At 36.6% G+C, this 18836-nt stretch carries 20 protein-coding genes; 18 read left to right on the top strand and 2 right to left on the bottom strand.

Annotated elements, in window-relative coordinates:
• Positions 1–486 precede the first annotated feature (486 nt).
• The 15 genes from CSE16_RS17510 (at position 487) to CSE16_RS17440 (ending at position 15217) form a co-directional block, all read left to right on the top strand.
• Positions 487–1641, top strand: coding sequence for a Gfo/Idh/MocA family protein (locus CSE16_RS17510; protein WP_099425078.1), 1155 nt, complete (start codon positions 487–489; stop codon positions 1639–1641).
• Positions 1642–1656: 15 nt separating this feature from the next.
• Positions 1657–2649, top strand: a complete 993-nt coding sequence (locus tag CSE16_RS17505; protein WP_099425077.1) for an ABC transporter permease — start codon at positions 1657–1659, stop codon at positions 2647–2649.
• Positions 2650–2662: 13 nt separating this feature from the next.
• Positions 2663–3541, top strand: coding sequence for a carbohydrate ABC transporter permease (locus CSE16_RS17500; protein ID WP_253896112.1), 879 nt, complete (start codon positions 2663–2665; stop codon positions 3539–3541).
• Positions 3542–3748: 207 nt separating this feature from the next.
• The gene (locus tag CSE16_RS17495; protein WP_099425075.1) at positions 3749–5368 is read left to right on the top strand and encodes an extracellular solute-binding protein; all 1620 of its coding nucleotides are present in this window, start codon (positions 3749–3751) and stop codon (positions 5366–5368) included.
• Positions 5369–5523: 155 nt separating this feature from the next.
• Complete coding sequence (locus CSE16_RS17490; RefSeq protein WP_099425074.1) at positions 5524–6168, top strand: YesL family protein; 645 nt, start codon at positions 5524–5526, stop codon at positions 6166–6168.
• Positions 6169–6438: 270 nt separating this feature from the next.
• Positions 6439–7626, top strand: a complete 1188-nt coding sequence (gene nagA, locus CSE16_RS17485) for an N-acetylglucosamine-6-phosphate deacetylase (RefSeq protein ID WP_099425073.1) — start codon at positions 6439–6441, stop codon at positions 7624–7626.
• 122 nt (positions 7627–7748) lie between these two features.
• A complete protein-coding gene (locus tag CSE16_RS17480; protein WP_099425072.1) occupies positions 7749–8480 on the top strand; it encodes a GntR family transcriptional regulator in 732 nt (243 codons plus the stop codon).
• A 72-nt stretch (positions 8481–8552) separates the two neighbouring features.
• Entirely contained in the window at positions 8553–9395 is an 843-nt protein-coding gene (locus tag CSE16_RS17475) for a class II fructose-bisphosphate aldolase (protein ID WP_099425071.1), read from the top strand.
• Positions 9392–10330, top strand: coding sequence for a 1-phosphofructokinase (gene pfkB / locus CSE16_RS17470; protein WP_099425070.1), 939 nt, complete (start codon positions 9392–9394; stop codon positions 10328–10330). Before CSE16_RS17475 ends, pfkB begins: the two co-directional genes overlap by 4 nt.
• A 10-nt stretch (positions 10331–10340) precedes the next feature.
• The gene (locus tag CSE16_RS17465; RefSeq protein WP_253896111.1) at positions 10341–11357 is read left to right on the top strand and encodes an SIS domain-containing protein; all 1017 of its coding nucleotides are present in this window, start codon (positions 10341–10343) and stop codon (positions 11355–11357) included.
• A gap of 16 nt (positions 11358–11373) precedes the next feature.
• Positions 11374–12249, top strand: coding sequence for an ROK family protein (locus tag CSE16_RS17460; RefSeq protein WP_099425069.1), 876 nt, complete (start codon positions 11374–11376; stop codon positions 12247–12249).
• 169 nt (positions 12250–12418) lie between these two features.
• Complete coding sequence (locus CSE16_RS17455) at positions 12419–13036, top strand: HutD/Ves family protein (RefSeq protein WP_099425068.1); 618 nt, start codon at positions 12419–12421, stop codon at positions 13034–13036.
• Between the two features lie 137 nt (positions 13037–13173).
• Complete coding sequence (locus tag CSE16_RS17450; protein WP_099425067.1) at positions 13174–14427, top strand: amidohydrolase; 1254 nt, start codon at positions 13174–13176, stop codon at positions 14425–14427.
• A gap of 88 nt (positions 14428–14515) precedes the next feature.
• Positions 14516–14725 carry a hypothetical protein gene (locus tag CSE16_RS17445; RefSeq protein WP_099425066.1) on the top strand — a complete coding sequence of 70 codons (210 nt, stop codon included), beginning with the start codon at positions 14516–14518 and terminating at the stop codon, positions 14723–14725.
• A gap of 138 nt (positions 14726–14863) precedes the next feature.
• On the top strand, positions 14864–15217 hold the full coding sequence (locus CSE16_RS17440; protein WP_099425065.1) for a response regulator: 354 nt from the start codon (positions 14864–14866) through the stop codon (positions 15215–15217).
• Positions 15218–15330: 113 nt separating this feature from the next.
• Here CSE16_RS17440 and CSE16_RS17435 read toward each other — a convergent pair whose 3' ends face one another.
• Entirely contained in the window at positions 15331–15753 is a 423-nt protein-coding gene (locus CSE16_RS17435) for a hypothetical protein (RefSeq protein WP_099425064.1), read from the bottom strand.
• Between the two features lie 52 nt (positions 15754–15805).
• Entirely contained in the window at positions 15806–15952 is a 147-nt protein-coding gene (locus tag CSE16_RS21470; protein ID WP_157764851.1) for a hypothetical protein, read from the bottom strand.
• 195 nt (positions 15953–16147) lie between these two features.
• Here CSE16_RS21470 and CSE16_RS17430 point away from each other — a divergent pair, with 195 nt between their 5' ends.
• The 3 genes from CSE16_RS17430 (at position 16148) to CSE16_RS17420 (ending at position 18823) form a co-directional block, all read left to right on the top strand.
• Positions 16148–16363 (top strand): hypothetical protein, encoded by a 216-nt coding sequence (locus CSE16_RS17430; protein WP_099425063.1) that lies wholly within the window; start codon positions 16148–16150, stop codon positions 16361–16363.
• Between the two features lie 543 nt (positions 16364–16906).
• Positions 16907–17701, top strand: a complete 795-nt coding sequence (locus CSE16_RS17425) for an ABC transporter ATP-binding protein (RefSeq protein WP_099425062.1) — start codon at positions 16907–16909, stop codon at positions 17699–17701.
• Between the two features lie 66 nt (positions 17702–17767).
• Positions 17768–18823, top strand: coding sequence for a FecCD family ABC transporter permease (locus CSE16_RS17420; RefSeq protein WP_099425061.1), 1056 nt, complete (start codon positions 17768–17770; stop codon positions 18821–18823).
• The last annotated feature ends 13 nt before the right edge of the window (positions 18824–18836 follow it).

The raw sequence follows: 18836 nt of genomic DNA, 5'->3' as shown, positions 1-18836 counted from the left end.
AGATTAAGATGAAGAACCATTGCATACGATCAAACACGAACAACTTTCCTCATTTATTTGTTTGTCATTTCATAACTCAAACCTCCTAATTATTACCGTACAAAAAAGGAAACAACGACCGAGAAAATTAAAATAACTATTAAAATTATAAAATTAATGGTTAATTTTGAAACTTTTAAACGAATAGGTCAAGTTGCAATTGAAATACTTTAAATATTGAATTTTATAATGGGATAACTATAAAAAGTAAGAGATAAGTAGAATATTTCCTACAAAATGTACGTATTTTTTTTATTGACATGCTTAGAGTTGGAATTATATAGTAATAAAAACGTAATTTTCACAATATTCGTTAAAATGTTTAACCTAACTTGTACCTACAACGTGTTAATGTGTGGTTGTGATGTTACTGGTATGATGAGCGGTTTCTAATATGTAACCGTTTACTTTAAACGATAGTGATGTGCATTAAAAGGGGGAAAATCAATGAAGAAAGTACGTATTGGTGTAATTGGGGCTGGACTAAGAGGGGGATTAGCCCATTATTGGCACAAGCCTGATGGAGAATCAGAGGTTGTTGCTTTAGCAGATATTTCTCAAGAGCGATTGAATAAATTCCAGGAAAAATTCGATACTCCTTTATTTTTAACGAAGGATTATAAGGAATTATTAAAGAGAGACGATATTGATGCGATTGCTGTTCTATCGCCAGACTTCCTACACGAAGAACATATTATTGCGTGTTTAGAAGCAGGTAAGCACGTTTATGCTGAAAAGCCTTTAGCTATTACAGTAGAGGGCTGTGATAGAATTCTAGATGCTTGGAAGAGCTCTGGTAAGCATTTAATGGTCGGTTTCAATATGCGCTATATGAGCATGTATCAAACGATGAAAGGCTTAATCGATTCAGGTGCTATCGGGGATTTAAAAGCTGTATGGGTACGTCACTTCGTAGGCTTTGGCGGATACTTCTACTATCATGATTGGCATGGTAACTCAAAAAATACGACATCTCTTTTACTACAAAAGGGGTCACATGATTTAGATGTTATTCATTGGCTTTCTGGTAAGTATACGACAAAAGTTTCTGCATTTGGTAGCTTAGATTATTACGGTGGTGACAAACCAAATACGTTAACATGCCCAACTTGCGACCAAAAGAAAACATGTCCAGAATACGTTCCTCATACTTTTACAGAATGTGCATTCCGTGAAGAAATTGATGTAGAAGATAATAACATGCTTATTATGGAGCTAGAGGGCGGTATTAAAGCTTCTTATTTACAATGTCACTTCACTCCAGATTATTCGAGAAACTATACATTTATAGGTACAAAAGGTCGTATTGAAAATGATGATGTCAACAATAAAATTTACTTAAAAACACGCAAATCAAATTCTTGGGAAGAGTTAAGCGATGTTGTATATGAAATGAAACCAGAGGATGGAAGTCATGGCGGGGCAGACCCTAAAATTGCCCAAGACTTTGTGGAGCTAATTCTTTACAATAAAGAGCCATTAACTACTCCATTTGCAGGTCGTATGAGTGTTGCAGTTGGTTGTGCGGCAACAGAATCACTCCGTAGTGGAGGGAAAGTTGTTGAAATTTCTCAAGAGTCTACTATTCTTTCACATAAATAAATAGGAGGTGTAAGTATGACGCTTGCGAATAAACCAACTTTGGAAAAAAGCTCTTCAAAGGAAAGAAAAATCTCCAATAAAAAGCAAAGAGAAAAGAAGAATCACTGGGCAGAGTGGAAAAAAGCCCTTAGGAAAAATTGGGAGCTCTATTTATTGTTAGTTCCTGTCATTCTTTACTTTGTAGTGTTTCATTACTATCCACTTTACGGTTTGCAAATCGCTTTCAAAGATTTTATCGCAACAAAAGGAATTGCTGATAGCCCATGGGTAGGTTTAAAGCACTTTGAACGTTTCTATGATAGTTATTATTTCTGGAGATTAATTAAAAATACAATTGGTATCGGTGTATTTACGTTACTTGTAGCATTCCCTGTACCAATTATTATTGCTTTATTATTAAATGAAGTAAAAAGTTTACGTTATAAAAAGTTTGTACAGACGGTGATCTATGCACCGCACTTTTTATCAACAGTAGTAGTAGTTGGTATGTTGCTATTGTTCTTAAAATCAGATGGAATGATTAACCAAGTGATTATGTTATTTGGTGGTACACCGATTGACTTTATTACAGAGCCGTCATGGTTTAAATCGATTTATGTATTATCAGACGTATGGCAAACAATGGGCTGGAGTTCGATTATTTACATTGCCGCATTAGCAGCAGTTGACCCAGCACAGCACGAAGCGGCAATGATTGATGGTGCTTCCAAATTCAAACGTATCATTCATATTAATATACCTGCGATTATGCCAACAATTGTCATTTTATTCATTTTAAATATGGGTTCAGTTATGGCGGTAGGTTTTGAAAAGGTATTTTTAATGCAAAATGATTTGAACTTGTCGACATCAGACGTTATTTCGACATTTGTTTATCGCAGTGGGATTTTAGAAGCTCAGTACAGCTTTTCAGCGGCTGTAGGCTTATTTAACTCAATCATAAACTTTATCCTTCTCATTATGGTAAATAAGATAGCTAAAAAAGTGAGTGACACAAGTTTATGGTAAAGGGGTGGTGAATGTGAGAGAAACAAGAGGCGATCGAGCATTTACAGTGTTTAATTATATTTTCTTAGCAATTGTTACACTTGTCGTACTTTATCCGTTGTTGTTCGTATTAAGTGCATCATTTAGTAATCCGGAGTATGTAATTTCAGGCGAAATGTGGTTATGGCCAAAAGAATTTACTGTTGGTGCATATGAAAAAGTGTTCCAAAACGAAGACATTATTAACGGTTTTATTAATACCTTAAAATACACATTTTTCGGTACGATATTGAACATTGTTATGACCATTTGTGCAGCCTATCCTTTATCACGTAGAGAGTTAAAAGGAAAAGGCGTTATTATGGCATTTATGGTATTCACGATGTTTTTCAGTGGAGGGTTAATCCCAACCTATTTACTAATTCGTGATTTAGGAATGATTAATACGTTCTGGGTAATGATTATTCCAAATGCGGTTGCCGTATGGAACATTATTATTATGCGTACATTCTTCCAATCTATACCGCATGAACTAGAAGAATCTGCAACGATTGATGGAGCCGGGAATTTCCGAATTTTGTGGAGCGTCGTATTACCTCTATCAATGCCAGTTATGGCTGTAATGGTTCTATTTTATGCTGTAGGACATTGGAACTCGTATTTCCAAGCATTAATTTACTTGCAAGACCAAAGCAAATTTCCGCTCCAACTTATTCTGAGACAAATCTTAATTCAAGGGCAAGTAGACGATATGGTCAAATCGACTTCAGAAAGCTTACTTGAGCAAAAACTAAGCGTTGAAGGTTTGAAATATGCTGTTTTAATTGTAGCCAACCTCCCAATGCTTATGCTTTATCCGTTTTTACAAAAATATTTTGTAAAAGGTGTCATGATTGGTTCACTAAAAGGTTAACTTGCTTCAGCAAAAGTCTCCTACTTTTATAAATGGGGGAGGATGCTAAGTTATGCATTTATTTTCAGTGGGGGTTCACCCCCTGGCTGAATCAAGTTAGAGCCCCGGCGGATGTCACAGATTTTTAAGGGAAGCTTTTCGAGCGAGCTCGAAAAAATCTGGACGCAATTACGCCGAGACGTAATTGATAGAGGAGGAGAGATTATAATGACAGTAAAAAAGAGACGTGTATATGGTGCAGTAGCAAGTATGATGTTAGCGGCAAGCATTTTAGGAGCATGCTCGGATAAAGAAAGTAGTAGTGAAAAGGAGCCTAGTAGCAATGCCGAAAAGGTCAATGAAACAGGCATGCCAATCGTGAAGGAAAATATTGAAGTGGATGGCTTTGGGGCGAAATTTTTAGCTTCGCAAGATTGGGATAAGTTAATGCTTTGGCAAGAATATGAGAAAATGTCTAACGTTCATATTAATTGGACAACAGTACAAACAGAGGCGTTAGCAGAGAAAAGGAACTTGATGTTAGCTGCAGGTGATTATCCAGAATTTTTCTTTGCATCTGCATTTCCAAAAACAGATTTAATTAAATATGGTGAACAAGGTGTGTTCTTAGCACTAGATGAATATATTGATCAATATGCACCAAATTTTAAAGCAATATTAGAGAAATATCCGAGTGTTAAACAAGGTGTGACAATGGCGGACGGCAAAATTTATGGCTTCCCAGCAATTTTTGACCCTGAATTTGAGTCTCTTCATTTAGGAATGCCGTGGATCAACCAAGCATGGCTTGATAAGTTAGGCTTAAAAACACCTGAAACGACGGACGAATTATATGAAGTGTTGAAAGCATTTAAAGAACAAGACCCGAATGGTAACGGCAAACAGGACGAGCAAGGTTGGGGTACAGGGTATGGTATAAAATACCTAATGGATTCCCTAAAAGGTTCTTTCGGATTAAATAAGCAAGGAACAATGAATCCGAATTTAGACTTTAAAGAAGGAACAGAAGAATTCCGTTTTGTGCCAACAACTGATGAATACAAGCAATTACTTCAATATGTAAATAAGCTTTATAGTGAAGGTTTAATTAATAAGGATGTGTTCACCGTAGAGATACAAGCTTTTGCTGCTGAAGCAGCAAAAGGGAATTTCGGTATGATAAGCGATATAGATCCGAAAGAGGTCTTTAAATTAGACAACTATGTAGGGGCGCAAGTGTTAGAAGGTCCTAATGGTGATCGTCAATATACTGCGATGTCAAATGGTCTTGGAAACTTAGGGATGTTCGTTCTTACAGATAAAGCGAAAAATCCTGAAGCAATGGTACGTTGGGTTGACCACTTATATGGGGACGAAGGAACAAAAATGTTCTTTATGGGCTTTGAAGGCGTAACGTATGAAGAAGATGCTGAAGGAAACTTCAAATACTTAGAAACGATTACGAACAACCCAGAAGGTAAAACCATGGACCAAGCGATCAGTGAATACTTAACATGGCCAGGTGGTTATTATCCAGGTATCGTTACACAGAAATTCTTCCAAGGTGCAGAGTCGAAAGAAAACTCTGTCAAAAATGCAGAGCAAGTAAAACCATTCGCACTAAATGACGAAGATATTATTCCAGGTCTGAACTATACTGTAGAGGAATCTGAAAAAGTGTCAGCGATTTTAACAGATATCAATACGTATATCGATGAAAGTACAGCAAGCTTTATTACAGGAAAAACAAGTTTCGATAAGTGGGATGACTACAAGAAAACAATTGAAAAAATGGGCTTAGAAGACTATATGGAAATCGCTCAAGGCGCATATGACCGTACAAAATAATAAAGAAATAATTCCCATCAGTAAGTAAATTGATGGCTTATCATTAAAAGTGGGAAACTTCTGCTGAAGTAATTTAAATTAATACGGAATGTGAATGAAACATGCACGACGATTAAAGTCGTGCATGTAATTTCTATTGTAAGGAGGCAAAGTACATGACATTTGAAGGATGGAAAGGGAAGTTATACTCGACTGTAGAATTCATTACATTACTGGCTGTACTGCAGCTAATGTGGATTGGTTTAACATTACTTGGACTTGTTTTATTTGGAATAACACCAGCATCAGTTGCTATGTTTACGACTTTACGTAAAAGATTGCAAGGTGAAGAAAGTCTAAAACAACTTGTAAAAACATACTGGCATACATATAAAGCTGAGTTTATTCAATCAAATAAAATTGGGATTATGATAATTGCTGTTGGTTATTTTTTAACGATTAATTTTCAAATCATTTCAACTTTCCAAGGTGTGATGGGTTTAATTTCTCTTACATTATTTGTAACGATCAGCATTATATTTGGCATAATGGTACTAAACATATTTCAAATTTACGCTCACTATGAGTTACCTTATTTCCGTTACTTTGCCGTGTCGATATTGTTTAGCATCGCGTATCCACTCCAAATGATTGGTTCAATAATGGGCCTAACGATACTCTATTTTATTTTCAATTGGATGCCTGGCTTAATGCCGTTTTTCGGTGTAAGTGTAACAGCTTTATTTTTAACTTGGATGTCGTCGCATATTTTCAAAAAGAAGGCAGAGGCAGAAAAACAAATCAATTACGCATCGGCGTAATTGCGTCCAGATTTTTTTCGAGCTTGCTCGATAAACTCCTTCAAAAATCTGTGACATCCGCAGGGGACTTTGGGCCAACAGGACGTTGGTCACTCAGGCGTTGCCGCAGGACGCGGCGTTCTTAGCCAGAGTTCCACTATTCAGCCGGGGTTTAAACCCCCACTGAATTAAGGCCATACTTGGCATTCATTCCCCACGTTTAGAAGTGGAGGACTTCTGCTGAAGCAAGTTAAAAGTGGTAGCACATTAAACCGATGAAGAGGTGAATTGATGAATAACATAACATACATCATTCATGCAAATATTGTGATGGAAGATCGTATTTTAGTAAATGGATTTTTACAAATAACAGATAAAAAGATTACAAACATTGGTTCAATGGACAATTACCCATCGATAGCAGGGTCTGAAGAAATTATTGATTGTCAGCAACGAGGATATATTATTCCAGGAATGATTGATATCCATGTACATGGTGCAGTTGGATATGATTTTATGGATGGCGACGTAAAAAGTTATGAAAAAATTGCTAAATATTTGGCAAGTGAAGGTGTAACTGCATTTTTAGCGACGACTATGTCTTGTCCAATGGTAGAAATTGAGGCAGCTATCGACGCATTAGCTTTATATAAAAAAGAACAGTCCGAAGCGGTGCCTGAAATGATCGGAATCCATCTTGAAGGTCCATTTATTAACCGTTCTAAAAAAGGTGCACAGCCAGAGGAAGCGATACTAAAGCCGGATGCTACCCAATTTAATTATTTATACGACAAGTCCAATCAAGACATTAAACTTGTCACATTTGCACCTGAAGAAGATATAAACTTTGAATTTCTTCAGACTATAACAGATAAAAATGTCATTGCTTCTATTGGGCACTCTGATGCTGATTATGATATGACGAACCGCGCAATAAAGGCTGGTGTCACACATGCTACTCATTTGTTCAATGGAATGAGGGGGATTCATCACCGTGATCCAGGTGTGGCAGGTGCAGTTCTGTTAGATGAAGAAGTTTATGTGGAAATCATTCCGGACAATATCCATTTTCATAAAGATTTATTAGTAATGGTCCATAAATTAAAAGGCTTGGCGCGTATGCTTGTCATTACAGATGGTATACGTGCAAAAGGAATGCCGGATGGGATTTATACATTAGGTGGAGAAGAAGTAGAAGTGTTGGATAACCGCTGTATACAACGGAAAACAGGCTCTTTAGCGGGGAGCGTTTTAAACATGAATGAAGCAAGGAAAAACGTAGAAAAATGGTTACATCTATCCATGATAGAACAAACACATCTCGTTTCTTTAAATCAAGCAACTCATTTAGGGATAGCTGACCAAAAAGGTTCACTTGCTGTAGGGAAAGATGCAGATATTGTTTGGCTGAATGGCGATGGGGAAATTGAAAAAACCTTCTGCCTAGGTAATATCGCTTTTGAAAAGTATAGGGATTAAGCTATCAATAGGAAGAATTAGTAATCAATTACGACTCAGCATTTATAGAAGTGAGGAACTTTATGCTGAAGAAAGAAAAGGTTATATTGATAACAATAACCTATAAAAAGGATGAGTAAAAGATGAAACCGTTAGATCAAGCTAGTGTAATTCCATTGTATCATCAGTTGAAACAAAGGTTATCCACTAAAATCCAATCGGGTGAGTGGAAGCCTGAGGATAAAATCGACTCTGAAAATCAACTTATGGAAATATTCCATGTTAGCCGTAACACAGTAAAAAAGGCAATTGAGGATTTAGTACAAGAGGGGAAATTATACAGAATTCAAGGCAAAGGTACGTTCGTTTCGAAACCAAGATTCGAACAATCACTCAGTAGCTTTTATAGTTTTAGCCGAGTGTTACAGGAGAAGGGTTTAAATCCACGAGATGAAGTGCTTGTCATTCAGGAACTGTATCCGTCGACTAAAGTAAAAAACAGCCTTGAATTGCAGGAAGATGAGCAAGTCATTGAAATAAAACGACTGCGCTTTGCAGATAATGAACCAATTGTATTGGAATCTTCTTTTTTACCGAAAAGTATTATTAATAATAGTGAAATATTACGAGAGGTTAGTTCCTCCTCTTTGTATAGCTTATTAGCACAACGCTTTAACATTAGTGTTGTGAGAGCGAAGGAAGCATTTGAGCCAGTCCTTATTAAGGAAGAAGAAGCACGTTTCCTGAAAACAGAAACAGGCAAACCAGCGCTATTATTAGAGCGTACCGCCTTTGATACATTAGGAAAGCCAGTGGAATTTTGCATTTCGATTGTGAGAGGCGACCGTTGTCGATTTTATACTGAACTAAATTGAACTCATTGCGATTTCCTTTGAGTTTTTATGCCTTTAGTTATACCAACAACCCAAACATGGAGGAGATTTATTATGCCATTAGTAACGACGAAAGAAATGTTAGCGGATGCTTACCAAAATAATTATGCCATTGGTGCTTTTGGAGCGCATAATTTAGAAATTATTAAGGCGATTATTGCAGGAGCAGAAAAAGAAGGGGCACCTGTTATTTTACAAACGACTTCAAGTACTTATCAATATGTTGGAATGCCTTATATGATAGCACTTGCCAAGGAGGCAGCTGAACAAGCAAAAGTACCAGTAGCCTTACATTTGGATCATGGTGAATCATTAAAAGTCGTTATGGAATGCTTACGAGCAGGTTATACATCCGTAATGATTGACGGTTCGAAATTACCTTTTGAAGAAAATATAAATCTTGTTAAAAAGGTAGTAGAGGCTGCGAGTGCGATAAATGTACCTGTAGAAGCAGAGCTAGGAACAATTGGCGGTGTAGAAGATGACCTAGTTGTTGATGAAAAGAATGCCTTTTTTACAGACCCGCATTTAGCTGAACGTTTTGTAAAGGAAACAGGTATCCAATCATTTGCTCCGGCATTTGGAACAGCACATGGGAAGTATAAACAAGAACCTAAACTTCAATTTGAATTATTAGATCAAATCCATCGTGTAACAAACGTCCCATTAGTAATGCACGGGGCTTCCGGTGTATCAGAAGAGAGTGTAAGGAAGGCTTTGAATTATGGAATTGCAAAGGTAAATTTCTCAACAGAGCTAAAAGATTTATTTGCTGAACAACTAAGAGCATTCTTCATAGAAAATCCGAATGAAAACGATCCAAGAAAGTATTTCCTTCCAGCACGTGAAGCAATTATTAAGTTAGTAGAACAAAAGATTGTGATGTTACAAAAATGATAACGACTGTCACATTAAATGCTGCGATTGACCAAGTTTATGAAATGAATTCTTTCGTAATGGGTCAAACAAATCGTGTAATGCAGAAGTTTCAACAAGGCGGCGGAAAAGGGATAAATGTTGCACGTGTTATTAAAGCGCTTGATGGAGATGTGTTAATCGGTGGATTTATTGGTGGATTAAATGGAGAAAAAATTAAAGCATCTCTTCAAGAACAAAGACTGCCAACAAGTTTCATTCAAATAGAGGGTGAAAGTCGGATTTGTCTAACTGTCACAAACTATCAAACAAAGGAAATGACGGAACTTTTAGAAGAGGGTCCGACAATACAGCAGCATGAATGGAAAGAAATGTTGCGTTGGGTTGAAGTTCAAGCTGAAAGTTCGAAATATTTAGTACTCTCAGGCAGCCTACCTAAAGGGGTCCCATCAAATGCGTATGCAACGATTATTCATCTCTTAAAACAAAAAGGTGTTCGTGTCGCCCTTGATACGAGTGGAGAGGCTTTAAAGCAAGGTATTGAAGCAATTCCATTTGCCATTAAGCCGAATGAAGATGAAATTAGTCAATTGATTGGAAAGCCAGTAGAGATGCAAGAAGATCTCATTCAAGCTGGTGAAAAACTACGTGATTTAGGGATTGAGCATGTTTGTTTTTCATTAGGGGAAAAAGGTGCTTTATTTATTAATTCTACGGGTAATTATCAAGTAAATGCCCCAAAAATAAATGTGGTGAATACAGTTGGTAGCGGTGATGCTTTTTTAGCTGGATTGATCTTAAAACTTTCGCAAGGGGCAAGCGATGAAGAAGCATATAAATGGGCTGTTGCATGTGGCTCCGTGAATGCAGGAGAGAAAGAAATTGCGAAAGTACAAAAGGAATCTGTAGAACTCTTACTAAAAGAGCTACAAATTACAAATATTAAAGAGAGATAGGAGCATGATCATGTTCACATATAATGAAATTATGACGCAAGCAGAAAAGTTAGAAAAAACGAGAGAGATTGTTCAAGCGCAGACATTTAACGGCGCAGAAGTTGACGTTACCTTGTTTACAGGATGCGGAACATCATTTTATTTGGCAATTGCGGCTGCACGTTATTATCAATTTGCAACTGGAGAGATTGCTGTGGCAGTACCAGCATCTGAACTGTTTTTACACAAAGATACACATATTTTACCTAATAAAAAATATAATGTAATCGGTATTTCACGCTCAGGAACAACTTCGGAAATTATAATGGCGCTAGAACATTTGAAAGGTGCCAATAATATACGATCAATGGCTGTTACATGTAATGGTAATACACCAATGACCAATGCGGCAGATGAAGTGATCGCATTAGATGATATTTCGGAAAAAAGTGTTGTCATGACGCAATCATTTTCGAATATGCTCTATGCTCTACAATTGTATGCAGCAAAGAAAAGCGATCGGTCAGATTTAATGGGGCAATTAGAAGAAATTCCAGCACATGTAAAAGTAGCTTTAGAAAATGGAGAGCCATTAAAGCAAGTAACAGAGAACGAAAACAAAACACGTTTCATCTTCTTAGGGTCAGGAGCATATAACGGTTTGGCTAAAGAAGCAACATTAAAGCTAAAAGAAATGACGCAAACAGAATGTGAAAGTTATTCTAATTTAGAATTCCGTCATGGACCAATTTCTATTGTAGATAATGAAACAGTGATCATATTATTTACTCAAAAGGAAACACAAAACTTCGATCAGGCGTTAATTAAAGATATTCAAAAGCTTGGTGGATGTGTTGTTGTAATCGGTGTTGCATCTGAGCAATTAGAAGCAGATGTAATTATTAAGCTTTCTGATAAGTTGGATGACTTAAATCGCCTAGTGGAAGTAGTACCATATTTTCAACTACTAGCTTTCCAACGTGCGATTTTTAAAGGTTTTGATCCGGATAAACCACGTAATTTAACACAAGTTGTAAACCTATCTTAAATTAGGCGGTGAATTGATGAGCTATACATTAGTAGCAGATGTTGGTGGAACAAAGTTAGCAACAGCTATTTTTAGTCCGGATCAGCAATTATTGTCTAAACAAGAGGTTCCTAGTGATACTTCTAGTCGAGAGGCATTATTTCAAAGTTTAGTGAAAAGTTTTGAGCAAATTTGTACAGAAAAGGCTATTTCATTTGATGAAATTTCCAAAGTATGTATTGGTTTACCTGGTATTGTAGATATTGAAAAAGGGATAGCGGTTTACCAAAATAATATCCCTTGGGCTAACTTTCCAATTTGTAATCGTTTAGCTGAGGTGTTTGTTAAAGCCGATATTAAAATGGATAACGATGTATACATGGCTACTTGGGGCGAGTATTGTGTAAGGTCATTTTCTAAAGAAACGATGGTTTATGTAACAATGAGTACAGGTATTTCTTGCTGTACAATTGTAAATGGTGAATTTCTAAGAGGAACTGGATTAGCTGGAGAAATCGGTTTTAATATTATAGGTGATGAAGGGCGTACATTAGAACAAACAGTAGCTGGGCCGGCAATTGAAAAAATGGGAAGGGATTTACTCGCAAATCCTGAAATTACACTGAAAGAAATGATGGAACTTTACTACCAAGGCAATGCTGTAGTTGGGTCAGTTTTAGAACCATTAATTCAGGCAATGGTAAAGCAATTGCAACAAATGATTCTATTGCTCGACCCACACTGTATCGTTTTAGGTGGAGGTTTTTTCAATTATCACCCTAAGGTAATCGATCAATTAAAAATATTATTACAACAAAGTTTTGCTGGTACACCTTTTGCTGGAAAGGAACAAATTATTGAAAGTAGCCTTAATAAAGGGAAAGCAGGACTTTACGGTGCAGCAGCAAAATAATAATGCAATGCACCGGTGAAAAAAATGCAAGCGGACTATATAATAGTGCTGCTTGCGTTTTTTTCTTCTATAATTTTTTGTTTGTGCATGAAAATTCATGCAATTATACTGGATTGTAGGAAAGGTTTAATGCACAGGTACCCCGAGATAGAGAAGGAGAATTTAAAATATGCCCTATTCAATACAACTGATTAGAAAAAATGAACAAACAACCAATAAATGGTCAGGTGGGTTCACTACGCAGTTAGCCATTTATCCTGAGAATGCAGATTATTTAGAGCGGAACTTTAAGTGGAGAATTAGTTCAGCTATAGTTGAATTAGAAGAGTCTATTTTCACCCCTCTCCCGGGCATAAACAGATTAATTATGGTCATTGATGGAGAATTAACGTTAGAACATGAAGGGCATCATCATGTACATTTAAAGCCTTATGAACAAGATCGATTCAATGGAGGATGGACAACTCGAAGTTTTGGTAAAGTAAGAGATTTCAATCTCATGTTGTCGGAGGGATGCAACGGATACCTTGAGGCCATAACTGTAGAAAAAGGTGGTTATCACGAAACAGTCAATCTTAATAACCCAGATAAACTTCAAATAGCTGAAGCTTTTTATTGCATCAATGGCCAGGTTCATATAACGATTGACGACCAGGAAGCTATCGATGTAGAAGAGGGTGACTTGATCCTATTATCCAGAGAGCATTTGGAAACAAGCAGCCCTATAAAACTATTTAATAGAGCTGAGGCTGAAGCCAATGTCATAAGAGCAAGCGTGATTTTCTGAGTACATTATAAAATTAAGGGAGCGTGTTACTATGTCGCTTCAACGTCTAACATTGAACAATTGTTACTACTGATGTGAATGCTTTACGTTCGAATTTGCAAAGAGAAAATTGTATTTATAAAAGGTGGAGAATTTATATGTATCAGCTTACAAGTAATAAAACCTATATGCTGTTGAATGTTCGTTTGGAAAATGGTTATCACTATGAAGAGGGAGAAGTTGTTGCGACTGAGACAGTTGTACGTAATTTACAGATCGATAACGGGATGATTACAAAAATACTAGATACAACAGACTTTTATAATAATGAATTGGATTGTTACGATGCAAAGGGGATGCTACTTCTTCCAGCTTTTCGTGAAATGCACATTCATTTGGATAAAACCTTTTATGGTGGTCCTTGGAAGGCTGCAGCAAAAAGTAAAAATGGCATTTACGGGATGATTGAGATAGAGGAAAGGTTACTACCTGAATTACTTCCGACTGCTCAGAAACGATCAGAGAAATTATTACAACTTATACTTGGGTACGGTTCTACTTATGTGAGAAGCCATTGCAATATAGATCCTGTACAAGGGTTGAAAAATCTTGAAAGTTTGCAGCTTGCATTCGAAAGTTATTCAGATAAAATTTCACATGAAATTGTTGCATTCCCGCAACATGGTTTACTACGCTCAAATGCTGAAGGTTTGGTACGTGAGGCGATGCACTTAGGCGCAACTCATGTTGGTGGACTTGATCCTACATTTGTTGATGGAAATATGGAAAAATCACTGCAAACTATGGTACAAATCGCCGTTGATTTTGGAGCAAGCATTGATATGCACCTTCATGAAACGGGAGAATCAGGTATGAGGGCTATTAAAAGATTAGCAGATTTAACGGAGGAAGCAGGGCTAGAAGGGAAAGTGACGATTAGCCATGCATTTGCTCTCGCACAGTTACAAAAAGAAGAAGCGCAATTAATTGCAAATCGCCTAGCTTCACTTGATATTTCGATTGCGTCTACAGTACCAATCGGTCAAATGAATATGCCGATTCCATTGCTTCAAAAAGAAAAGGTAAACGTTATGCTTGGCAACGATAGTATCATTGATCATTGGGATCCATTTGGAACGGGCGACATTCTTCAGAAGACAAATCTAGCTGCGCAGCTTTATGGATGGAAGCATGAGTATACACTGTCTCGAGCACTGTCTCTCGCAACAGGAGGAATTACTCCTTTGGATGAGCGTGGTAAACAAATATGGCCAAATGTTGGCGATGAACTGACAGCTGTCCTTGTACCTGCAAGTTGCTCTGCTGAAACGGTGGCTCGATTACCAGAACGTGCTGCGGTTTTACATAAAGGTACTTTATCCTCAGGTTCTTTAGAAAAGGTACAACGATGATTCTTTTTGATGGTTGGTATATACGCTGTAGTTTTGATGACTGAAATTTTAAAATTTCATTTCGTTTGAAATATAGTAAAAGATTTTTTTGAATTTAAAAACGCCAGCTGAAGTAAAAGTTTTTGAAAAAGAGACAGAAGTTAAAGAATCAGTTACCCTTTGTATTTTTATTGCTCTCTATTTCTATATCAAAACAAACTTGATTACAATTATTTCTGTTGCCATTAGAATAAACGATTGGATTTACATTGGCTTAGTTTTAAAGTTAAATAGAAAAAATCGCTCTTACATTAGTTAAGAGCGATTTTTTCTATTATGATAAAATGAGCAAAAGATGTAGTAGAACTACGGATTTCAGTAATTGTACATGTAGTAACTAATTATTTTAGAATAACAAAATGATAATTAAATAATATTGAGTAAGTGGAGGAGTATTATGCAAGAGATGACTTCATTAGTTGAAGACGATGTGGCATTTAATAAAGATATTACACTTAAATTAAAGAAAGAAGGGTATCATGTTTTAGGGGCAAGTAACATTAAAGAAGCGCGTTCATCCTTTCAAAGTAACTCCGTTGATTTGATTGTGAGTGATATAGGTTTGCCAGATGGCAGCGGCTTTGACTTTTGCCAAGAAGTTAGACAAATAAGTGGTCTGGTTTTATTGTTTTTCCAACCGGTGCAAGTTATCTGCAAAAAATTAAAAGGTGTTCTTTCATTAGAAGAATTTGTTGGTACCTTTTTTGTAATTCTCTCTATTTCTGATCTACATTCTCCGCAAAATGTCTAATCTGGCTCTGTTTCAGTGTCCCATATCCAACATATATGTTGGGAGGTTGATTTCTGTTCATTTGTCTGTGATTTAACTGTTATATGTTCTTCAACAATTGTATCTTGTGAAGCCTATAAATCTTCTTTAGGAACATTCTCAACTTTTTCAACCGCTTCAAATTGAGTTTGAACAACAATAGCAGATACAGCAATCTTATGACCACATGCTGAACAGAATTCTGAATCTAAAGTAACGGTATGTCCACACACACAGTCTTTTTGATTCCGTACTTTGTGTAGATTTTTTTCGATTTCTTTATTTTTTCCCAGTAAGTTATTTATATTTATAATATGTGCCTTCACATTTTCATCAACTTGAGTGTTAGTTTGAGTATTATATGATGCAAATACTTCTCTACCAATTTTTAAAAACAAATCATTAATTTCCCCGGTATTATTTGCTATTTGGCCCTTTAAGCGCGTTGCCTCTACCGTTGTTTTGGCTTTGTTACCCGCATCTGAAACACCCTGCTTTAACTTATTGAAAATGCCCATACTTTCCCCCCATTAAAATGGAATATAAACCATACAGTTATCTATATGATTATTATTCAGAATTTATTAAGTAAACTTCTTCCTGGAAAAAACCAATACCATTCGCACATTCTCCACCCCCTAAAATAATCAAAAGCCTTATTCCTATTTTAGAAGAAGCCCCTTCATAAGCCCCCAATCGAACAATGCATATAAACAATAGGCACCTCCAGGTACGAGAAAGGTATCACTATATCAATATAGTAAAAACGTCTTTTTCACGTTTAGACAGTTTAAATGTATCCGATAAGAGTCCCATTACCTCAGTAGTAGGTGATGCATACTCTAAGGCAACTGGCTTGGATGGTAAGGTAAGAATGATTTGGAATTGACAAAGAGGAGCTATGTACCTTTTGTGAAAAATTGGACAGACGAAGTTGTTATCGAAAAAAGCTGTGCGTCCTTTCATAGTAAAAATGCTAAGCTCCAATCGGATGGGACTGCTCAATATGCAGAAAAGTTTGATGCCCAAGGAATAAAGGCAGGTATACAAAGTAAAGTAGAAGTATTTTCTTATGGAATCTTTCTTTTGAATCACTCCATGATGGAGATGTTCTTTATCTACGTTTGAAAGTGTTGCAAGAATAATTTCTCAATAGCAAATCGTGTAGTATCTCATACAGCTAATTTGAATAATAGACATTCTAAAGAAAAACCTTCCCTTTGTCAGAAACATTCAAGTTAATTCAATCAAAACGTGAGAGATATAATTTCCACGTTTTTTCTAACCCAGGTAACAAATTTACAGGTTGAAAAGTCGCGATGACCCTAGAGGTTTGGGTCATCGTGGCTTATTTTAGTGATTTTTTACCGACCAAGAATCACGTTACACAATCTATCAAGTCTTCCATAAAAAATATTCTACTATTTCAATTCTAATAATTCTTCATATTGACATTTACAAATAAAGTATCTAGTATTAAAAAGTGGGACTGATAATCATTATCATTTAAAAGCGTAGATAAAGTGCTGATTCTCTTTATTTGTATCAAGAAAATACGATTGATATCCAAATGTTACTTATAAGGATAGCAATCATTACATTAAGGTGAAAGCCAGCGACAAGAAATTACAAAAAGATTATATAGATAGTAAAAGAAAGGAAGTCCTAAATATGACAGTTTTAACTATTGATCATGTGGCAGTTGGTTATGCAAACTCTCTAATTGTAGAGGATTTAAGTGTGTCTATTCCGAAAGGAAAAATTACGACGATAATTGGACCAAATGGATGTGGCAAATCAACATTATTAAAAGCTATTTCTAGAATGTTAAAAACTCAAAGTGGTGCTGTATACCTTGATGGACGAGCGATTCATCAGTTAGAAACGAAGGAAGTAGCAAAACGGATGGCTATTTTGCCGCAATCCGCAAATGCACCTGGTGGTTTAACCGTATTCGAACTGGTGTCATATGGTCGATTCCCGCATCAAAGTGGCTTTGGTACATTAAAAAAAGAAGATTATGAACATATTAATTGGGCAATTTTTGTAACTGGGTTGAATGAGTTTAAGGATCGTCCTGTTGAAGCATTATCGGGTGGACAAAGGCAGCGAGTTTGGATTGCGATGGCACTTGCACAAGGAACTGAAATACTAATTCTTGATGAGCCGACAACATATCTGGATTTAGCTCACCAGCTGGAGGTTTTGATACTCTTACAACGATTAAATGAAGAGGAAGGTAGAACAATTGTAATGGTGCTTCATGACTTAAATCACGCATCTCGATTCTCACACAATATGATCTCAATGAAGAATGGCACATTGATAAAAGAAGGAAGTCCAGAGGAAGTCATGACTTGTCTAAATTTACAAAGTGTATTTAATATCGATGCTAGAATGACAACTTGTCCTTTTAGTAATAATCCAATATGCCTTTCCTATCAATTAAATCAAAAGAATGAATGATTTTTTTCAAAGATCAATATAAGTGGAGACCAGACTAAGTATAGTTTGGCATGAAGGAGGAAAAGTATGTCTACGCCAGCAGAAGAATCTGCAAAAATAGAAACATTAGAAGAAATAAAAAAACATTCGCATCCACTAATAGCTATAGTTATATTGTTTGGAGGTATGACTGCTTTACTTTTTGCAATTGGTCTTTCCATTTCATTCGGTGCTGCTGACATAAAGCTTGCTACTGTTTGGACAGCTGTGTTTAATTTCAATCCGGAATCAACATCACACCAAATTATTCGAGATATACGTATGCCACGTGTTCTAGGTGCCGCAATGGTCGGCTCATGTTTTGCTGTAGCTGGTGCACTTATGCAAGGAATGACTCGGAACCCATTAGCTGACTCTGGTTTGCTAGGTTTAAATGCTGGTGCTTCATTTATGCTTGCACTGTGTTTCGCATTTTTTCCTGGACTCCCATATATGTACTTAATCATGTTTTCCTTTTTAGGAGCTGGTCTAGGTGTTTTCATTGTATACGGTGTTGGTTCTCTGTCGCGAGGAGGTTTAACACCTATACGACTTGTACTTGCTGGCGCAGCAGTTAGCGCTTTGTTAGGTGCACTTAGTGAAGGGATTGCGCTTTATTTTCAAATAGGGCAGGATTTAGCATTTTGGTATGCAGGAGGGGTATCAGGAACGAAGTGGATTAATCTACAAATTATGGCCCCTTGGATTATTGTGGCCATGATAGGTGCTGTGATACTGTCTCGATCTATTACTTTGTTGAGCCTTGGGGAAGAGGTTGCTATAGGTCTCGGTCAAAAGACAAAAACGATTAAATTGTTTGGTATGATTATAGTTTTAGTTTTGGCTGGAACTGCTGTTTCTGTCGTAGGAGCTGTAGGTTTTGTAGGGTTAATAGTTCCTCATTTTACTCGTTTACTAATAGGTCATGACTACCGCTGGATTATACCTTGCTCGATTGTCCTCGGAGGCCTGTTAGTTGTACTAGCGGATCTAGCCGCAAGAATGATTAATCCTCCTTATGAAACACCAATTGGCGCATTAATTGCATTAATCGGGGTTCCATTCTTCCTTTATCTTGCAAGAAAAGGAGGCAAAGAACTATGAAAGAACAAACATA

The sequence above is a fragment of the Solibacillus sp. R5-41 genome (assembly GCF_002736105.1).
Lineage (GTDB): Bacteria > Bacillota > Bacilli > Bacillales_A > Planococcaceae > Solibacillus.
This window is presented reverse-complemented; position numbering and strand designations above follow the sequence as displayed.